The 17,811-nt window shown below is 71.0% G+C and carries 18 protein-coding genes; 8 read left to right on the top strand and 10 right to left on the bottom strand.

From position 1 onward, the window contains the following. Positions 1-2 precede the first annotated feature (2 nt). From FL583_RS21720 to FL583_RS21695, 6 genes are read right to left on the bottom strand one after another with little or no spacing between them, the layout of a single operon-like run. A complete protein-coding gene (locus FL583_RS21720) occupies positions 3-968 on the bottom strand; it encodes a cyclase family protein (RefSeq protein ID WP_142706540.1) in 966 nt (321 codons plus the stop codon). After that, positions 961-1,710 carry an IclR family transcriptional regulator gene (locus FL583_RS21715; protein ID WP_142706539.1) on the bottom strand — a complete coding sequence of 250 codons (750 nt, stop codon included), beginning with the start codon at positions 1,708-1,710 and terminating at the stop codon, positions 961-963. Before FL583_RS21715 ends, FL583_RS21720 begins: the two co-directional genes overlap by 8 nt. Before the next feature lie 30 nt (positions 1,711-1,740). Next, complete coding sequence (locus tag FL583_RS21710; RefSeq protein WP_142706538.1) at positions 1,741-2,808, bottom strand: extracellular solute-binding protein; 1,068 nt, start codon at positions 2,806-2,808, stop codon at positions 1,741-1,743. 25 nt (positions 2,809-2,833) lie between these two features. Beyond that, entirely contained in the window at positions 2,834-3,961 is a 1,128-nt protein-coding gene (locus tag FL583_RS21705; RefSeq protein ID WP_142706537.1) for an ABC transporter ATP-binding protein, read from the bottom strand. A 2-nt stretch (positions 3,962-3,963) separates the two neighbouring features. Continuing rightward, a complete protein-coding gene (locus FL583_RS21700; RefSeq protein ID WP_142706536.1) occupies positions 3,964-4,788 on the bottom strand; it encodes an ABC transporter permease in 825 nt (274 codons plus the stop codon). Then, positions 4,785-5,642, bottom strand: coding sequence for an ABC transporter permease (locus tag FL583_RS21695; RefSeq protein WP_170323785.1), 858 nt, complete (start codon positions 5,640-5,642; stop codon positions 4,785-4,787). The genes FL583_RS21700 and FL583_RS21695 overlap by 4 nt, the downstream gene beginning before the upstream one ends. A gap of 175 nt (positions 5,643-5,817) precedes the next feature. Between FL583_RS21695 and FL583_RS21690 the strand changes: the two genes are divergently transcribed. The 7 genes from FL583_RS21690 to FL583_RS21660 are packed head-to-tail and all read left to right on the top strand — an operon-like array spanning position 5,818 to position 12,817. Continuing rightward, positions 5,818-6,729 (top strand): DUF6282 family protein, encoded by a 912-nt coding sequence (locus FL583_RS21690; RefSeq protein ID WP_142706534.1) that lies wholly within the window; start codon positions 5,818-5,820, stop codon positions 6,727-6,729. After that, positions 6,729-7,760, top strand: coding sequence for a 3,5-dioxohexanoate:acetyl-CoA acetone transferase (gene kce / locus FL583_RS21685; protein ID WP_142706533.1), 1,032 nt, complete (start codon positions 6,729-6,731; stop codon positions 7,758-7,760). Before FL583_RS21690 ends, kce begins: the two co-directional genes overlap by 1 nt. Beyond that, the gene (locus tag FL583_RS21680) at positions 7,757-8,668 is read left to right on the top strand and encodes a cupin domain-containing protein (RefSeq protein ID WP_142706532.1); all 912 of its coding nucleotides are present in this window, start codon (positions 7,757-7,759) and stop codon (positions 8,666-8,668) included. The genes kce and FL583_RS21680 overlap by 4 nt, the downstream gene beginning before the upstream one ends. After that, a complete protein-coding gene (locus FL583_RS21675; protein ID WP_142706531.1) occupies positions 8,665-9,387 on the top strand; it encodes an HpcH/HpaI aldolase family protein in 723 nt (240 codons plus the stop codon). The genes FL583_RS21680 and FL583_RS21675 overlap by 4 nt, the downstream gene beginning before the upstream one ends. Next, a complete protein-coding gene (locus tag FL583_RS21670) occupies positions 9,380-10,126 on the top strand; it encodes an SDR family NAD(P)-dependent oxidoreductase (RefSeq protein WP_142706530.1) in 747 nt (248 codons plus the stop codon). The genes FL583_RS21675 and FL583_RS21670 overlap by 8 nt, the downstream gene beginning before the upstream one ends. Beyond that, the gene (locus FL583_RS21665; RefSeq protein WP_142706529.1) at positions 10,107-11,393 is read left to right on the top strand and encodes an iron-containing alcohol dehydrogenase; all 1,287 of its coding nucleotides are present in this window, start codon (positions 10,107-10,109) and stop codon (positions 11,391-11,393) included. Before FL583_RS21670 ends, FL583_RS21665 begins: the two co-directional genes overlap by 20 nt. Continuing rightward, positions 11,390-12,817 (top strand): NAD-dependent succinate-semialdehyde dehydrogenase, encoded by a 1,428-nt coding sequence (locus tag FL583_RS21660; protein WP_142706528.1) that lies wholly within the window; start codon positions 11,390-11,392, stop codon positions 12,815-12,817. Before FL583_RS21665 ends, FL583_RS21660 begins: the two co-directional genes overlap by 4 nt. 76 nt (positions 12,818-12,893) lie before the next feature. Here FL583_RS21660 and FL583_RS21655 read toward each other — a convergent pair whose 3' ends face one another. From FL583_RS21655 to FL583_RS21645, 3 genes are all read right to left on the bottom strand, one after another. Beyond that, a complete protein-coding gene (locus FL583_RS21655; protein WP_142706527.1) occupies positions 12,894-13,667 on the bottom strand; it encodes a hypothetical protein in 774 nt (257 codons plus the stop codon). A gap of 81 nt (positions 13,668-13,748) precedes the next feature. After that, entirely contained in the window at positions 13,749-14,435 is a 687-nt protein-coding gene (locus FL583_RS21650; protein ID WP_205752333.1) for an acyltransferase, read from the bottom strand. A 45-nt stretch (positions 14,436-14,480) separates the two neighbouring features. Continuing rightward, on the bottom strand, positions 14,481-14,891 hold the full coding sequence (locus FL583_RS21645) for a MarR family winged helix-turn-helix transcriptional regulator (RefSeq protein ID WP_142706526.1): 411 nt from the start codon (positions 14,889-14,891) through the stop codon (positions 14,481-14,483). Between the two features lie 76 nt (positions 14,892-14,967). On the opposite strand from FL583_RS21645, the gene FL583_RS21640 reads away from it, so the two are divergent. Beyond that, positions 14,968-15,894, top strand: coding sequence for a quinone oxidoreductase family protein (locus FL583_RS21640; RefSeq protein ID WP_142706525.1), 927 nt, complete (start codon positions 14,968-14,970; stop codon positions 15,892-15,894). Between the two features lie 240 nt (positions 15,895-16,134). Here the strand turns inward: FL583_RS21640 and FL583_RS21630 are convergent, their stop codons facing one another. After that, the gene (locus FL583_RS21630) at positions 16,135-17,787 is read right to left on the bottom strand and encodes an MOSC and FAD-binding oxidoreductase domain-containing protein (protein ID WP_142706524.1); all 1,653 of its coding nucleotides are present in this window, start codon (positions 17,785-17,787) and stop codon (positions 16,135-16,137) included. Positions 17,788-17,811: the final 24 nt, after the last annotated feature.

Below are 17,811 nucleotides of genomic sequence, written 5' to 3'. Positions count from 1 at the left end.
CGTTATTTGAAGGCGATCGCGTTGGCCGGGGAGCCGACCCCGCCGACGATGTTCAGCGGCTTGGCGGTCACGAAGAAGTCGTAGCGACCGTCGGCCGCGCACGAGGACGCCAGCGCGTCCAGCTTCCACATCTCGCCGACCGCCATGCCGAGCAGCGCGATCAGCGGCCGGTGCAGCATCCCGTTGTGGTTGACGCCCTTCGGCGGCGGGGCCGCCCCGTCGAGGAAGAAGTCCGACTCGATCACGGGGTCGGCCTCCAGCGCGAGGTTGTCGGCCGCGGTCAGCGCGATCTCGTGATCCCACAGCCAGCGGAGCACCGACTCCCGCTGGGCCAGCCCGGGCCCGGCGTTGCGCCGGGTGAACTCCACCCGCTCGTCGTGCGACTTGGCCAGGAAGTTCGCGGTCCAGCCGGTGTGCAACAGCAGCAGGTCGCCGCCGTGCCACTCCACGCCCTGGAAGGCGGCGATCTCGTCGAGCAGGTCCGGAGAGAACGCGATCGTCGTCTCGACGTCGTAGTCGCGGCCCTGGGCCGCGAAGTACCGCGGCACGTCCAGCAGCACACCCCGCCCGGCGATGCCGGAGCCCGCCCAGTTGTGGATCCCGAGCGTGCTCTCGTCCGGGGAGTGCCCGCCATAGAACCCGTGCGACGGGTGCCCGATGTGGCGCAGCGAGTCGATCTGCGTGGTCGACTGCAGGTAGAACGAGTCGAGCCAGTCGTCCCGGTGGAACTCGTTGTTCGCGAACACCTGGTGCCTGGTCGGCGGGCGGGTGCCGGTCGGGTACGGCTCGAACGCGCCCACCGGGTAGTCGAGCCCGAACTGCTCGCCGGTGCGCACCAGCGCGGCCGCCGCCGCCACCCGGGCCGGCGTCAGGAAGTTGATCGTCCCGCGGTCGTTGCCGAAGTACTCCCAGGACGAGTACGGCGGCCGGGCGCCGGCCAGGTCGTCGAACGCCGGCCGCTCAGGCAATCGAAGCCCCCAGTTCCGCGCTCAGCGCACCCGCGGCGGCCTGCAGCTGCTCCAGCGCGGGGGAGAGATCGGGGATGTCGCCCGGGGACAGGATCGCCACCGTCGCGACGATACCGGTCTCGTCGAAGACCGGCGCGGCCACGACGCTGGGCGCCCCGGCCGGCCGGACGTAGGCGAAGCCCTGCTGGCGGGCCGCCGTGACCTCGGCGTCGAGCCGGGCCCGCTCCACCGGGGTGAGCCCGGCCAGCAGGTGCTCCATCGTGGACCCGTCGGTGTGGGCGAGGAACAGCCGGGTCTGCGCGGCCCCGGCGTCCAGCCGGGTGCCGGGCAGGACCGTCACCACGACCATCCGGCTGGTGTCCTCCTCGACCAGCGTGGCCACCGGCCCCTGTGGACCCTGGACGCTGAGCACCGCCGTCATGCGGACGGCGGTCCTCAGCCTCTGCAGGTGCGGACGGGCGATCTCCACGATCCGCTGACGCCCGAGGGCGAGTGCCCCCAGTTCCAGCATCAGCGGCCCGAGCGCGAAGGCTCCCCGCCGGGTTCCCCGTTCGAGGATCCCGGCGGCCACCATCGACGCGCAGTACCGGTAGGCCGTGGTGCGGTTCAGCCCGGTGCGGTCAGCGATGTCCGCCGCCGTCAATTCGGGGATCCGAGGGCCGAACAGTGCACAGATCTGGCCAACGCGGGCGACCGCCTGGATGTCGGAGGTCGAGGCATCGCTCGGGTCAGAGTTCGCCATGTAGGAATCCTAGTTCACATCGAGAGACGACTAACCGACGAGCCAGTTGTTCAGCTGCGTGGTCACTTGGTCGAAGTTCTTCGCGTACCAGTCGACGTCCTGCGGGACTTCCACCCCGGTGTTCTGCGGACCCGCGACCTCGACCTTCTTCGCGTTGTCCGACAGGTTCAGCGTCGCCGTCTTGTTGATCGGCTGCGTCCCCAGCGCCTCGGAGATCGCCTTGACGCCCTCCGGCGACACGACGGTCTCGATGAACCTGCGGGCGGCCTCCTTGTTCGGCGATCCCTTCGGGACCGCGAACGCGTTCAGCGCGGTGACGGTCTTGTCCCACAGGACGGTGATCTTCGTGCCCGAGTTCATCAGGGGGACGAGACGCGAGTCCGGCATGATGAACATGTCGACCTGGCCCGCGCCCGCCGCCTGCTGCAGCGCACCGACGTTGGGGGCGAACGTCGTCGACGAGCGGATCGTGTCGAGCTTCTTCAGCGCCCGGGGCACGTCCAGCGGGTACAGCTTGTCGGGCGCGACCCCGTCGGCGAGCAGCGGGTACTCGAGGATGCCGTTCTGCAGGTTGGTCAGCATCCCGCGCTTGCCCGGGAACTTCTTCAGGTCGAAGAAGTCGGCGACGGTCTTCGGCGCCTTGGCCGGGTCGGGGTACGCGTCGGTGCGGTAGGCGATCGGGTTCGCGTTGATCCAGTTCGCCAGGTAGCACTCGCCGACCGCGCCGGGGACCAGGTCGTCCTTCTTCACGTCGGAGAAGTCGAGCTTCTCGAACAGCTTCCCGCAGTTCTGGGTGGCCGCGGCCGGCGCGACCGCGACCACGTCCCACTTCACCGACTTGCTCAGGACCTGGGCCTTGACCTGCGCGAGGTCCGGGGGCGAGGTGTTGGTGAACGAGATGTTGGTGTGGGCGGCCGAGTACGGCTTCTGGTAGGAGCTGATCATCGCCTTCTGGCCGTCGCCGCCGTAGGCGGTGAACGTCAGCGTGATCTTGCCGTCGGGGTCGTTCTCGGCGGCCGAGCCGCCGCCGCAGCCGGCCAGCAGCGCGACGGCGACCGCCGCGCTGAGGACGGCCAGAGCACGTCTGGTTCTGGGCATCGTTGCCTTCTTTCGGGGGAGGGGGTCAGACAGCGACGAGGTGTTGACGTTCGACCGGCCACCAGGCGACGACCGGCTGGCCTTCGGCCAGCCCGCCCTCCCGGGAGCCGAGGCGGGCCTTCCCGACGGTTCCGCCGCGCCCGATCGCGAGGACGGCCATCCGGTAGGAGCCCAGGTACTCGATGTCGCGAACGGTGGCGGTCACCGCGTTGGTGCCGGTCGGAGGCTCGGTCCCGTCCAGACCGATGTGGACGTCCTCCGGACGGACGACGAGCGCGACCGCGTTCCCAGGGGCGGACGCCCGGGCCGAGACCGTGGCCGGGTCGATCGCCCAGACGTGGTCTTCCCAGGCGACCTTGTCGGTGGGCGCCTCGGCCAGCTCGAAGACGTTCGAGTCGCCCAGGAAGCGGGCCGCGAACAGCGTCTCCGGCGACTGGTACAGCGCCTCGGGCGTCCCGACCTGCTCGATCCGTCCGTTGTTGAACAGCGCGATCCGGTCCGAGAGGTTCATCGCCTCCTCTTGGTCGTGGGTGACGAACACGAACGTCGTCCCGACCTCGCGGTGGATGCGGTGGATCTCGGCCTGCAGGGTCGCCCGGAGGTTGCGGTCCAGCGCCCCGAGCGGCTCGTCCAGCAGCAGCGCGTTCGGGCCGAACACGATCGCCCGGGCCAGCGCCACCCGCTGCTGCTGCCCGCCGGAGAGCTGGGCCGGGTAGTGGTCGTCCCGGCCGGTCAGCTGCACCAGCTCGAGGACCTCTTCGACCTGGGTGGCGATCTGCGCCTTGGGGAGCTTCCGCTCCTTCAGCGGATAGGCGACGTTCTGGGCCACGGTCATGTGCGGGAACAGCGCGTAGTTCTGGAAGAGCATGCCGAGGTTGCGCTTGTGCGGCGGCAGCGCGCCGACATCGGCGCCGTCGAACTCGATCGTGCCGCTGGTCAGCGTCTCGAACCCGGCGATCAGGTTCAGCGTCGTCGTCTTACCGGAGCCGCTCGGGCCGAGCAGCGTCATGAACTCGCCCGGTTCGATCGCGAGCGAGACGCCGTCGACGGCCGGCGTCGCCAGCCCGTAGTCCTTGGTGACGTCGGTCAGCAGGATCCGGGTGCCGGCGTTCGTCTTCTCCGGGGCGACCGGGCGAATCTTGGTGGCAGGCATGTTCACTTCTTCCGTCGGCTTCCCACGAACTGCAGGACGAGGCAGGTGACGGTCACCGCGGTGACCACGACGCTCGACGAGGCGGCGATCGTGGGGTCGATCTCGACGGTGACGCTGTTGTACATCTGCACCGGCAGCGTCTGGAGCGCCGGCGAGCGCAGGAACAGCGCGATCACGACCTCGTCGAACGACGTCACGAACGCGAACACCGCGCCGGTGACGATTCCCCGGCTGATCAGCGGCGCGGTGACCCGGAGGAACGTCCGGACCGGCGGCGCGCCCAGCGAGGCCGACGCCCGGAGCAGCTTCGGGTCGAAGCCGCCGAGCGCGCTCGACACCGACACCAGCACGAACGGGACGCCGATCGCCGCGTGCGCGAGGACGTAGCCGGCCAGCGTCCCGACCAGTTGCCACTGCAGGAACGAGATGTAGATCGCGACCGCGATGACGATCGCCGGGGTGACGATCGAGATCATCAGCAGCGTCCGGGCGAACCGGGCCAGCCGCCCCTGCAGGTTGTGCAGCCCCAGCGCGGCCGCCGTGCCGACGACCGTGGCCAGCAGCGAGGCCAGCAGCGCGACGACCACCGAGTTGCGCAGCGCGTCGAGCCAGACCGGGTTCGTGAAGAAGTTCTCGTAGAGGTGGAACGAGAAGCCCTTCGGCGGGAACTGGAACGTCGTCGCGGTGGAGAAGCTCATCGGGATGACGAACAGCGTCGGCAGCACGAAGTACAGCGCGACGACGCCGGCCAGCAGCTTCAGCCACCAGGGGATGGCGTCGACGGCCCGTTCCCTCCTGGTGGGGGCCTTCTCCAGGACCGCGGTCATCGCCGACCCTCCGTCCGGGTCGTGGCGACCGCACCGATCGCCGAGATCGTCCCGCCCACCCGGTTGGCCCAGGCGACGAGCACCAGCGTCACGACCAGCACGAGCATGCCCAGCGCGCTCGCGCCCTCGAAGTCCAGCAGTTGGGTCGTGCGCTGCCCGAGCAGCTGGGCGACCAGAGACTCCTGCGGCGAGCCGAGCAGCGCCGGCGTGACGTAGAAGCCGAGGCTGAGCGTGAAGACGAGGATCACGCCGGAGACGACGCCACCCCGGGACAGCGGCCAGTAGATCCGCCAGAACGCCTTCACCGGATGCGAACCGAGCCCCCGGGCGGCCAGCAGCAGCCGCCGGTCGATGCTCGACAACGTGCTGAACAGCGGCAGGACCATGAACGGCAGCAGCACCTGGCTCATCGCCACGACGACGCCGGACACGGACTCGAAGAGGACCACGTGCAGCCCGAACAGCTGGAAGAACGAGTCAACTGGTCCGTTTCGTTGCAAGATGAGGATCCACGCGAAGTTTCGCGCCATGACCGACGTCCAGAACGGGACGAGGACGATCACCATGAGGAGGCCGCGCAGGCGGGGACCGACGCGGGTCATCACGTACGCGTAGGGATAGCCGAGCAGAAGTGCGATGACCGTGACCATGGCGGCGGTCGCGGCCGTACGGCCGAGCACGGTGAGCGTGACACCGTCGGTGAAGAGCGCCTTGTAGTGCTCGAACGTCCAGACCGGGGCCCCGACGCTCCGCCCGACGCTGCGGCCGAGGGGAACGAGCAGGATCACGGTGAGCAGCGCGAGCGCCGGTAGCACGAGAAGCCACTGCGGGCTCGGAACGCGCCGCTTGCTCATCTCACGCCTCCTTGCGTGCGGTGTGAACGGCGTTTGAAGTTCCGCTAGTGAAGCAGGCGGAAGTTCAACATGCAACCTCCAGGATCGCATTGCGAACTCTGAGCTCGTGGACCATGCTGAGGTCCGTCCGTAAGGTGAACGCGGACTGCGTCATCCGAACAATGGAGGTTCCCGGATGGTTACGACGCCGGAGGTCACGCCCGCCCTGCTCGAGGTCCTGGACGGCACCGTCGACCTCCACTGCCACTCCGGCCCGAGCCCGTTCCCCCGCCGGTTCGACCACGTGGACGCCTCGCACGACGGCGCGCGGATCAACATGCGCGGGATCCTGGTCAAGTCCCACCACCACAACACGGTGATGGACGTGCTGGCGATGAAGAAGCTGCTCGACCAGGCGCCGACCCCGGTGTTCGGCGGGGTCGCGCTGAATTCCGAGGTCGGGGGCATCAACCCGTCCGCGACCGCGCTGGCGATCAACATGGGTGGGCGTTGCGTCTGGGGGCCGACGGTCTCGGCCAAGCAGCACATCTGCGCGCACAGCCACGGCGACGGCTTCCCGAGCGCGGCCGGCGAGCTGTACGAGAAGGAAGTCTCGATCTACGACGGGTCCGGCGACGTCTCCGAGGACACCCACCTCGTGTTACAGCTCGTCGCCGACGCCGGGATCATGCTCACCGGCGGGCACCTCGACGGGGCCGCGATGAAGGACTTCTTCCAGGTCGCCCACGCCAAGGGCGTCCGGCGCATGCTGCTGCACCACCCCGACTACATCGTGAACGTCGCCGGGACCGACATCGACGAGATGGTCGCGCTCGGGGTGTTCGTCGAACACGACCTCGCGATGTACCACCCCGACGTGGCCGCGGTCGGCTGGCCGATCTCGCAACTCGTCGACTGGATCCGCAAGGTCGGGCCGGAGCACACCGTGATCAACTCCGACCTCGGCCAGGAGGGCAACCCGCTGCCGGTCGACGCCTACCTGTACGTCGTCCAGCAGCTGCTCGACTCGGGGATCGCGGCCGCCGACGTCCGGCAGATGATCTGCCACAACACCGCCTACCTGCTCGGCCTGGAAGAGAAGCCCTGATGCGCCGGGCATCGAAGGTCATCATCACGACGGCGGTGACCGGCTCGGTGAACGTGCCCTCGCAGAGCCCGTACCTGCCGCTCTCGACGTCGGAGGTGGTGACCGCGGCGGTCGAGGCGGTCGAGGCCGGGTCGGCGATCGTGCACCTGCACGCCCGGCACCCGGACGGGCGGCCGGCGTTCGAGCCCGAGGTGTTCGAGGAGATCGTGCCGCCGATCATGGAGCGGACCGACGCGGTCATCAACATCACGACCGGCGGCTCGTCGGCGATGTCGATGGACGAGCGGCTCGCGGCGGCGATCCGGTTCGAGCCCGAGATCGCGTCGCTGAACATGGGCTCGATGAACTTCGTGTACTCCGGCATCGCCGACAAGGTGAAGGACTGGCGGCACGACTGGGAGAAGCCGTACGTCCTGAACACGTACTCGCACCCGTTCATCAACTCGTTCGACCGGATCGAGCACACGCTCCGCACCCTGGGGGCGAAAGGCACGCGGTTCGAGTACGAGTGCTACGACATCGGGCACCTCTACTCGCTGGCCTACTTCGTGGATCGCGGGCTGGCGCCGGCGCCGCTGCTGATCCAGGGGGTGTTCGGGATCCTCGGCGGGATCGGCGCCGACCACGAGAACCTCGCGCACATGGTGCGGATCGCCGACAAGCTGTTCGGCGACGACTACCAGTTCTCGGCGTTCGCGGCCGGCCGCGACCAGATGCAGTTCGGCACCCACAGCGCGTGGCTGGGCGGGCACGTCCGGGTGGGGTTGGAAGACAGCCTGTGGATCGGCAAGGGCCGTCTGGCCAGGTCGAACGCCGAACAGGTCGGCAAGATCCGTGCGGTAGTGGAAGACCTCGGCAAGGAAATCGCGACGCCCGCCGAAGCGCGGGAGATGCTGCAGCTCAAGGGCCGCCCCACCCCGGCCGCCGCCACCCCGGCCGCGGGCGCGCCGGCCGATCCCGCGCCGGCTGCCGCCGCGGCGGCCGGGCGCGGCGCGGTTCCCACCCCCTCCGGAAGGAGTACCTCGGCATGACTGCGTACGCAGCCGACGACATCCGCTCGAAGCTCGCGGCCGCGCCTCCGGCGCGCACGGTCGATCCGTCGACACCGATCAAGCCGTCCCAGTGGATCGAGTTCCTCACCCTGCCCCCCACCGAGACCGCCCCGAACGGCAGCCGCACCTGGCTCGCCCGCGCGACGAACCTGGTGATCGCCTACACCGAGGCCCGCGCCGGCGACGTCTTCCCCCGCACCGCCCAGCCCGACGAGTACGCGGTCCTGCTCTACTCCGACAGCGCCCCGATCACGGTGACCGCGGGCGACGCGTCCGAATCCGTCGCCGAGGAGGCCTTCGTCGTCGTCCCGCCGGGAGACTCCGAGGTCCGCGCCGACGCCGACGGCGTCCTCATCCGCCTGTTCTCGACCGTGGCCACCGACCTGGCCGAGGCCACCCTCAACGCGGACGCCTACGCCGAGCCGGACGCCCGGGCGACGCCGCTGGAGCCGTGGCCGGACCCGGCCGGTGGATTCCGGCTCCGGATCTACCGCCTGGCCGACACCCCGATCGCCGAGGGCCGGTTCGGCCGCATCTTCCGCACCACGAACCTCATGGTGAACTTCCTGGCCGAGGAGCCACAGCCCCGGAACGTGCAGAAGCTCTCCCCCCACCACCACGACGACTTCGAGCAGATCTCGCTCGCGGTGAAGGGCCGCTTCAAGCACCACATCCGCTATCCCTGGGGCCCGGACTCCACCCGGTGGCGCGAGGACGAGCACGCCGAGATCGCGACCCCGTCGATCTGCGTGATTCCGCCCCCGACCGTGCACACGACCCAGGGCATCGGCGACCACCAGCAGCTCATCGACATCTTCTCGCCGCCGCGCGTGGACTTCTCGAACCAGGGCTGGGTGCTCAACGCCGACGACTATCCGGCCACATGATGACGCTCCCCGACGGCGCACTCGGTACCTGGGTCAAGATCCCGGCGATGGAGGTCGTGGAACTGGCCGCGCTGGCCGGCTTCGACTTCGTCGTCATCGACCTCGAGCACTCGCCGATCAGCGTCGAGACCGCGTCCCGGCTGATCGGCACCGGCCGGCACACCGGGGTCGCCCCGATCGTCCGGGTGCCGCAGGTCGACGGCCTGGTCGCCCGGCTGCTCGACGCCGGCGCGGCCGGGATCATGGTGCCGCACGTCGACACGGTGGCGCAGGCCCGGGCCGCGGTCGACGCGGTGCGGTTCCCGCCGCTGGGCGCCCGCGGCGTCGGCTCCACGAGCCGCGCCGGCGCCTGGGGCGCGATGTCTCGCGACGACTACCTGCGGCAGGACGTCGTCCTGATCGCCCAGATCGAGAGCGCCGAAGGCGTCCGCAATGCCGAGAAGATCGCCGCGACGGAGGGAGTGGATGCGCTCCTGGTCGGCGCAGCCGACCTGGCCGTGAGCGAGGGCCGGGACGACATCGACGACCTGATCGCCGAGGTCGTGGCGGCGGCCGGGGCCGCGGGCAAGCCGGTCGGCAACGCCGGCGGAGCGACGGCGGAGGCGGCCAGGGCCGCGTTCGCCGCCGGCTTCACGTTCACCCTGCTCAGCAACGACGCGACCCTGCTCGGCAGCGCGCTCAGGGCGGCCGTCGACTCCGGACGGAGAGCCCATGCCTGACCTCGACGGGAAAGTGATCCTGCTGGTCGGGGCCAGCGCCGGGATCGGGGCCGAGGCGGCCCGCGTGCTCGCCGCCGACGGGGCCGCGTTGATGCTGGTCGCGCGGTCCGAGGAGCCGCTGGCCGAGCTGACCGCCAGGCTCGAGAAAGAGGGCCACGACGTGGCCTACACGACCGGCGACGTATCGGTCGCCGACGACGTACGCCGGTTCGTGGACGCGACCGTCGACCGCTTCGGCCGCCTCGACGGCGCGTTCAACAACGCGGCGATGACGCAGGCCGGGCGCCTCGACGCGGTGACCGAGGAGGACTTCGACCGGATCATGGCGGTCAACGTCAAGGGCACCTGGCTCTGTCTCCGCGAGGAGGTGCGGGCAATGCGCGACCACGGCTCGATCGTGAACGTGAGCAGCATCGGCGGCCTGCGCGGCAGCTCCGGCATGGGCGCGTACCAGGCGTCGAAACACGCGGTCATCGGCCTGACCCGTACGGCCGCGCACGACTTCGGGCCGCTCGGCATCCGGGTCAACGTCCTCGCGCCCGGCCCGACCGAGTCCCCGATGCTCGACGCGACCCGGCGCGCGATCCCCGGCGGGGTCGAGGCCCGAATCGCGGCCACCCCGCTGCGGAAGGCCGGGACCGGGTCCGAGGTCGGCGCGGTGGCGTCGTTCCTGCTCAGCGACCGTTCGTCGCACCTGTCCGGCGTGATCCTGCCGGTGGATGGGGGTTTCGTTGCCTGAGTCCGGCACTCTGCGACTGCCGTCCCGCGTGCACTTCGGCTACGGGTCGCGGGCCCAGCTCCCCGAGGTCGTCCGCACCTACGGACGGCGCGCGCTGCTGGTCGTCGACCCGTTCCTGACCCGCACGCCGTTCCTGGCCGAGGCCGTCGACGGCCTCACCGCCGCCGGGGTCTCCGTTCGCGTCCACGCGGACGTCACCCCCGAACTGCCGGTCTCTTCTCTGGACGCCGCGGGCGCGGTCGCGACCGAGTTCGCGGCCGACGTCGTCGTGGCCATCGGCGGGGGCAGCGCGCTCGACGCCGCGAAGCTGATCGCGCTGCTCGCGGTGTACGGCGGACCGCTCTCCAGCTTCTACGGCGAGAACCTCGTGCCGGGGCCGGTCGCGCCGATCGTGGCGCTGCCGACGACCGCGGGCACCGGGTCGGAGGTGACGCCGGTCGCGGTCGTCTCCGACCCGGAGCGCGAGCTCAAGGTCGGGATCTCGTCGCCGTTCCTGGTGCCGGCGGCGGCGATCGTGGATCCGGAGTTCACGCTCGGGTCGCCCGCGACCGTGACCGCGTACTCCGGGATCGACGCGCTCGTGCACGCGGTGGAGTCGTACACCGCGCGGGAGCTGTCGTCGTCGTGGGACGCTCCGCTGCCCGTGTTCACCGGGCGGAACGTGCTGAGCGGGCCGGTCGCGCTGCAGGCGGCGCGGCACCTGGGGCCGTGGCTCGAGGTGGCGGTCGCGTCGCCGGGGGACCGGCGGGCCCGCGAGGAGGTCGCGGCCGGGGCGCTGCTGGGCGGGGTCGCGTTCGGGTCGACCGGGACGCACCTGTGCCACGCGCTGCAGTACCCGATCGGTGCGCTGACCAAGACGCCCCACGGCCTGGGCACGGGCCTGATGCTCCCGTACGTCCTCGACGCGATCTCGGCCGATCCGGCGACCGCCGACCGGATCGCGACCCTGGGCGCCGTGATGCACGGTATCGCGCCGGAAGCCGACGGCCCGGCGGCCGTGGGCAGCCCGGCCGTGGGCGGGTCTGGGCTCGGCTTCACGGCAGCGGGCACGATCGCGCGGGTCGCGGCGATCAACCGGGCCATCGGCGTGCCCCGTACCCTCGCCGACATCGGTCTCGGCCGGGACGAGTTGCCGCGCATCGCCGAGCTGGCGCTGGGATCGGCGCGATTGCTGGCGATCGCCCCGATCGAGCCCTCCCGGGATGTTCTGCTGGAGATCCTGACCCGGGCCCACGACGGCCTGCTCACCGATCGGAGTGCCGCATGAACCTCTTCACCGACCTGTTCATCGACGGTGAGTGGCGCCCCGGCTCGGACGGCCGTCGCTTCGACGTCGTCGACCCGTCGGACCTCTCGACCGTCGCCGAGTTCGCGATCGCGACGGAGGCGGACTGCCTGGCCGCGGTCGACGCGGCCGCGGCCGCGCAGGAGTCCTGGGCCGCGACCGCCCCGCGCGCGCGGAGCGAGATCCTGCGCCAGGCCTACGAGATCCTCACCGAGGAGGCCGAGCTCTTCGCGGAGATCATGGTCCGCGAGAACGGCAAGTCCTGGGCCGACGCCGCCGGCGAGGCGACCTACGCCAAGGAGTTCTTCCGCTGGTTCGCCGAGGAGGCCGTGCGGGTCCCGGGCGACTACCGGCTCTCACCGGCCGGCGACAAGCGGATCATCGTCGACCGCCAGCCGATCGGGGTGTCGCTGCTCATCACCCCGTGGAACTTCCCGGCCGCGATGGCGACCCGGAAGCTGGCCCCGGCCCTGGCCGCAGGCTGCACGACGATCCTCAAACCGGCCCGCGAGACCCCGCTGACCGCCGCGTACGTGGTCGACGTCCTGCGGCGGGCCGGGGTGCCGCGCGGGGTGGTCAACCTGGTGACGCCGGCGCCGACCGGACCGTTGGTGAAGGCGATGATCGACCGGCCCGAGGTGCGGAAACTTTCGTTCACCGGCTCGACCGAGGTGGGCCGCGACCTGCTGCGGGCGTGCGCCGACTCGGTGGTGAGCACGTCGATGGAGCTCGGTGGCAACGCTCCGCTGGTCGTGCTGCCGGGGGCGGACCTGGAGTCGGCCGTGGCCGGGGCGCTGCTGGCCAAGATGCGCAACGGCGGTTCGGCGTGCACGGCGGCCAACCGGTTCTACGTCCACAGTTCGGTGCACGACGAGTTCGTCGAGCGGATGGACGCGGCACTGGCGAAGGTGGCCGTCGGCCGCGGTCTGGACCGCTCCAACGACCTCGGCGCGCTGGTCTCGGTGGGGGAGCGGGACAAGGTCGCGGAGCTCGTGACCGGTGCCCTCGCCGACGGCGCGACGCTGGTCCGGGGCGGCCACGCGTCCGACGAGGGCGCGTTCTACGACGCGACGCTGCTGACCGACGTGAAGCACGGCTCGACGATCAACACGACCGAGATCTTCGGCCCGGTGACCGCGGTCGTGCGGTTCGACTCGGTCGACGAGGCCGTGCGGATGGCGAACGACACGATCTACGGCCTGATGGCGTACGTGTTCGGCGAGGAGCGCGAGGCGGTCGCCGTGGCCCGCCGCCTGGAGGCGGGGATGGTCGCGGTGAACCGGGGTGTGGTCAGTGACCCGGCCGCTCCGTTCGGCGGGGTGAAGCAGAGTGGGTTGGGCCGGGAGGGCAGCTCGGAAGGAATCCTGGAGTTCCTGGAGGAGAAGTACATAGCCCTCACCGCATAGCCCCGCGCGCGGTACCGACTTTCCGGGGTTCTGGGCGGCCTGAGAACCCCGGAAAGTCGCAAATCCGCGGCCCGCCTCAGGAGGCGAACCGGAGGCGGGCCAGGCGCCAGCCCGTCATGCGCTGGAAGTGCCGCAGGCCCGACGGCACGAGGTGCGGCGTGTGCGAGTCGATCAGGAATCGCACGCCGCGCTTCGACAGCTCCTCGACCAGCACCTTCGTCATGTAGTACCGAGCCAACGACTGCTCGTCGCCCGCCCCGATCGACCGGAAATACCGCAGCAGCGCCCACTGCCCCGACACCGGAATGGCCGCCAGCAACAACGGCTCCCCGCTCCGCGATTCGGCCACCAGCCACAGCCGGAAATCCACCAGATAGTCCAGCTGCGGATCGTCGATCCGGTACTGCTCGAGCGGATGCACCCGCTCCCACTCGGCGAGCTTCTTCAGCAACCGGGCCCGCTCCTCGGCGGAGTTCTCCTCCCGCCAGGTGATCCCGGCCTTCTCCGCCTGCCGCACCTTCCGACGCAACGTCTGACGACTCCGCCCCTGCACGTAGTCACCGGCCTCCGCCGGAACGGCCAACACGTCGGCCAGCGTCTTCTGCCGGAACAACCACCCCAACTTCGACGAGATCCGGCTCAGATGCCCCCGGATCGCCCGACCCTCCAGCGAATCGTCGAGATCGAGCGTCAGCATCGGTAACCGCAGCAGGGCCGACGCGGCCGTCACGGTCTTCCGCGGGGTCCGGACCACGCGGCGCACGCCGCCGTCGTAGAGATCCTGCAGGAGCTGGGCCAGGCGGAGCTCCCACTCGGGCGGGTCACCGCTCAGGTCAACGCTCGTCGGCACAACATCCCCCGTATCGCTCGGTGATCGCCCCGAGTTACGGTAGCTCGCCATTCTGTGAGCTCGGTGCCCCCGAAGGAGCGGTCAAGCCGACTCGAACTCCTCCTCGCCGAAGTGACCCCGCCGCACCGGTCGCACGTCCCCCCGCCGCCCCACCCAGCCGACGCCCGGCTCGAGCCGGCGCAGCAACTTCGCCGGGGCGCCGCCGACGACGCAGTGGTCGCCGACCTCACCCCGCACGACCGACCCGGCCGCTACGACCGCGTTCCGCCCGATCGTCGTCCCGGGCAGGATGATCGCACCGTGCCCGACCCAGGTCCCCGCCCCGATCTTCACCGGCACGTGACTGCCGAACTGGTTACCGACCGGCAGGTCCGGATCCTGGTACCCGTGGCTGGCGTCGCACACGAAGACGTCCTGCCCGAACCACACGTCGTCGCCCAGCTCGATCGATTCGTGGGCCAGCAGGCTGCACCTGTCACCCAGCACGCACCGGTCGCCGATCACCAGACCGCGCTCGGGCAACCCGGGATAGTCCGGCCAGTACCCGACCGAGAGCGTCGCCTGCCGCCCGATGATCACGCCCGACCCGACGTGGATCGACCCGGTGTTCATCAAGGTCGCCGACGGGAACCCGATGCTGGAGTGGGCCCCGAAGCTGCCGAACTGCGCCGCGGCGTGGGTGCCCGGCGTGACCTTGCCGATCCGGTCGAGCCACCGCCAGCCGGCCAGCACGCCCCGGTTCAGCAGCGTTGTGATGCCGATGTCCACCTACCGGAGGGTAGGCGTTCGGCCGCCCGCGTGGAGCGGATCGGCTCAGGACCCCACCTGTTCCAGGAGCGTCCGCAGGCGACGCCGGTCGGCCTCCTTGAGGTCCGCGACCAGCGGCGTCACCGCCTCCACGACCCTCCGGTAGGTCGATTCGACCAATTCGACGCTTCCGGGCGCGATCGACACCTCGACCGCCCGTCCGTCCGTCGGACTGGGCCGGCGGACGAGTAGCCCGCGCTTCTCGGCCCGGTCGACGAGGCCGGTCATCGTCGAGCGGTCGAGTCCCAGATGTTCGGCCAGCGTGGCCATCCGCACCGGCGGACGGTCGCGCAGTATCCCCAGAACCCGCAGCTGGGTGAGCGACAGGTCGAGCTCGGCGCCGACGGTGTTCAAAACGGCCATCACCGCGAACGCGCTCCGCATCAGTGCGTCGACGAGTTCGTCGTTCTGTTCCATGGCCGAACCCTACTTGCTTTTGCTGGCAATGCAAACTACTTTAGTTCGTGTTACCCACTACTTTCGGAGGTGCCCGATGAAGGCAGCCGTCGTTTCCTCGTTCGACACCGCACCCCGCTACGCCGACTTCTCCCTCCCCACGCCCGGCCCGGACGACCTGGTCGTCGACGTCCTGGCGGCCGGCCTGCACCCACGCGTGCTGTCCCAGGCCAACGGCTCGCACTACACGAGCACCGACGAGTTGCCGCTCGTCCCGGGCATCGACGGCGTCGGCCGCGACGCCGAGGGCAACCTGCGCTACTTCGTCCTCCCGGACACGACGCTCGGCTCGATGGCCGAGCAGACCGTCATCGACGCTCGGCGCAGCATCGTCCTGCCCGAGGGCGCCGATCCGATCGCGGTCGCGGCCGCGATGAACCCGGCGATGTCGTCCTGGGTCGCGCTGCGCCGCCGCGTCCGGGTCGAGCCCGGCTTCAGCGCGCTGATCCTCGGCGCCACCGGTAGCGCCGGACGGCTGGCCGTACAGGTCTGCCGTCACCTCGGCGCGAGCCGCGTCGTCGCGGCCGGCCGCAACGCGGAGAAGCTCGCGACGGTGGGCGCCGACGACGTCTCCACGTTCGACCGGGTCGGCGAGGTCGCCGCGGACGTCGACGTGGTCCTCGACTACCTGTGGGGCGAGCCCGCCACGGCCGCGATGGTCGCGCTCGTCACCGCGCGGCCCGACCGGGGCAAGCCGCTGAGCTGGGTGCAGATCGGCTCGGTCGCCGGTCCGACCGCGGCGATCCCGTCGGCGGCGCTGCGCGCCTCCCGTACGCAGATCGTCGGCAGTGGCCAGGGGTCGGTCGGTACCCGCGAGATCCTGGCTGAGCTGTCCGGCCTGGCCCAGGCGATCGCCGACGGCGTCTTCACGATCGACGTCCACCCGGTCCCGTTGTCCGACGTGGAGCGCACCTGGTCGGAGGCCCACGGAAGCCCGCGCCGCATCGTCCTCACCCCGGCGTGAGCTTGTCGAGGTGCCCCGGTTCGAGGCGATGATCAGGACGATGGCCGTCCTGGCGTCGGATGGCCGGCCCGCTCCGCCTCCCGCAGCCCGGGCGGGCTACTCGATCCGTTCGGCCAGGGCGGTTCGCTGGGGCGACGGGGGAAACGGGCTCGGTCGGGTGGCCGCCGCGCTGGGCGGCGATCTTCTCGCGGCTCCGGAAGCGCTCGCCGGACTGCGGATAGTCGAGCACCGCCGTGCCTCCTAGAGATCGAGAACTACTGGGCCACTCGGCCGCGAACAGCACAGCAGCACGTCGCCGGCACCGGGCGGTGTGAGCGGCTCGGGCGCGTACTCGACCACGCCCGCGAGCAGCGGCGTCACGCACGTGTGACAGACACCGGTGCGGCACGCCCACCGCGTCGGCACGTCACAGGCCTCGGCCAGCTCGAGCAGACTGGCCTCGGCGAACGGGACCGTCAGCCCGGCCCGGGCGAACGTGACCGCCGGTCCGGTGCCCGGCGTCGCCGGTGGGTGCGGCGCCCGCCGGTGCCCCCCGACGACCCCGGGGTTGATCGCGGCCAGTGACGTGAACCGTTCGGTGTGGACGTGCTCCGGCGCCAGTCCGAGGCTCGACAGCGCGGCGGTCATCACGTCCAGAAAAGGACCGGGACCACAGACGTAGGCCTGGGCCTCGATCGGAAGATCGAGTTGCTCGAGCGTGGAGCGGGTGACGCGGCCGTCGGTCGCGGTGTAGTAGACGTGGCTGCGCGCGTGCGGGAGCCCGGCGATCAGCCGGCCGGCCTCGGCGGCGAGCGCGTGATCGGCGGGCGACCTCGTGGTGTGCAGCCACCAGACCTCGCGGGTGCTGTGCGCGGCGGCGAGCGCGTGCAGCATGGCCAGCACCGGGGTGACGCCGATGCCGGCCGAGAGCAGCACGATCGGAGCCGTACCGTCGTCGAGGACGAACTCGCCGCGGGGTGCGGCGACGTCGAGGTCGTCGCCGACGGCGAGGCCGGTCGTGAGGAAGGTGCTGGCCGGGCCTTCGCGCTTGACGCTGATCCGGTAGCCGTCGGGGCCGGCCGCCGACAGCGAGTAGCTCCGGACGTGCGCGTCGGGCAGCCGGAGCGTCAGGTACTGGCCGGGCCTGGCCGCCGGCAGGGGATCGGGGCCGGTCGGCGCCAGCCGGATCGACGACACCAGAGCGGTCTCCGGAGTGATCGCGGTGACGCGCATCGGGCGGAACCCCGGCCAGGCCGGGGACTCCGGCGGAACCGCCCCGCCGACCAGCTCGCGGAACGACCCCTGCCAGCCCGGACTCAACGCCGGCACCCGCAGCAGCCGGCGCATCACCTCGATGTCGGCGCCCGGGAGGTACAGCTGCGCGTCGGTGACCGCGATCGTGATCCGCTCGGTGGCCCGGCCGATCCGGACGATGTCGTCGCCGGCCTGCACCGGGCCCTCGCGCAGCACCCGCAGGTAGAAGCCGGGCCGGTGGTGCGCGACGACCAGCGCGGGCATCCGCGGCTCGCCGAGGCGCAGGCCCAGGCGGTAGCAGGTGACGCGCGGCTGGCTCACCTCGAACTCGGCCCCGCCGATGCGGTACCGGTCGCCGATGCACACTTCGTCGTCGGCCAGGCCGTCGACGGTGAAGTTCTCGCCGAACATGCCCCAGGTGAGGTCGGTCCGGTTCAGGTGCTCGCGCCAGTGGTCGTAGGACTGGGCCTGGTAGACGAACACCGCGCGCATCTCGCCGCCGTGTCCGGCCAGGTCACCCTGGCCGTCGCCGTCGAGGTTCAGGCGGCGGGCCGTGACCGGCCCGCGGACCGGTTCCTTCCAGATGCCGGTGCGGACCGTCTGCCCGTTCCACGCGACGTCCCGGGGCAGTCCGACGTTCACCGACAGGAGCGTCGCCACGCGGGCGAGTGTACGGCCGGGCCG

Source organism: Cryptosporangium phraense (genome assembly GCF_006912135.1).
Classification (GTDB): Bacteria; Actinomycetota; Actinomycetes; order Mycobacteriales; family Cryptosporangiaceae; genus Cryptosporangium; species Cryptosporangium phraense.
The sequence above is the reverse complement of the archived record's forward strand: the minus strand, read 5'-3'. Positions and strand labels throughout refer to the sequence as shown.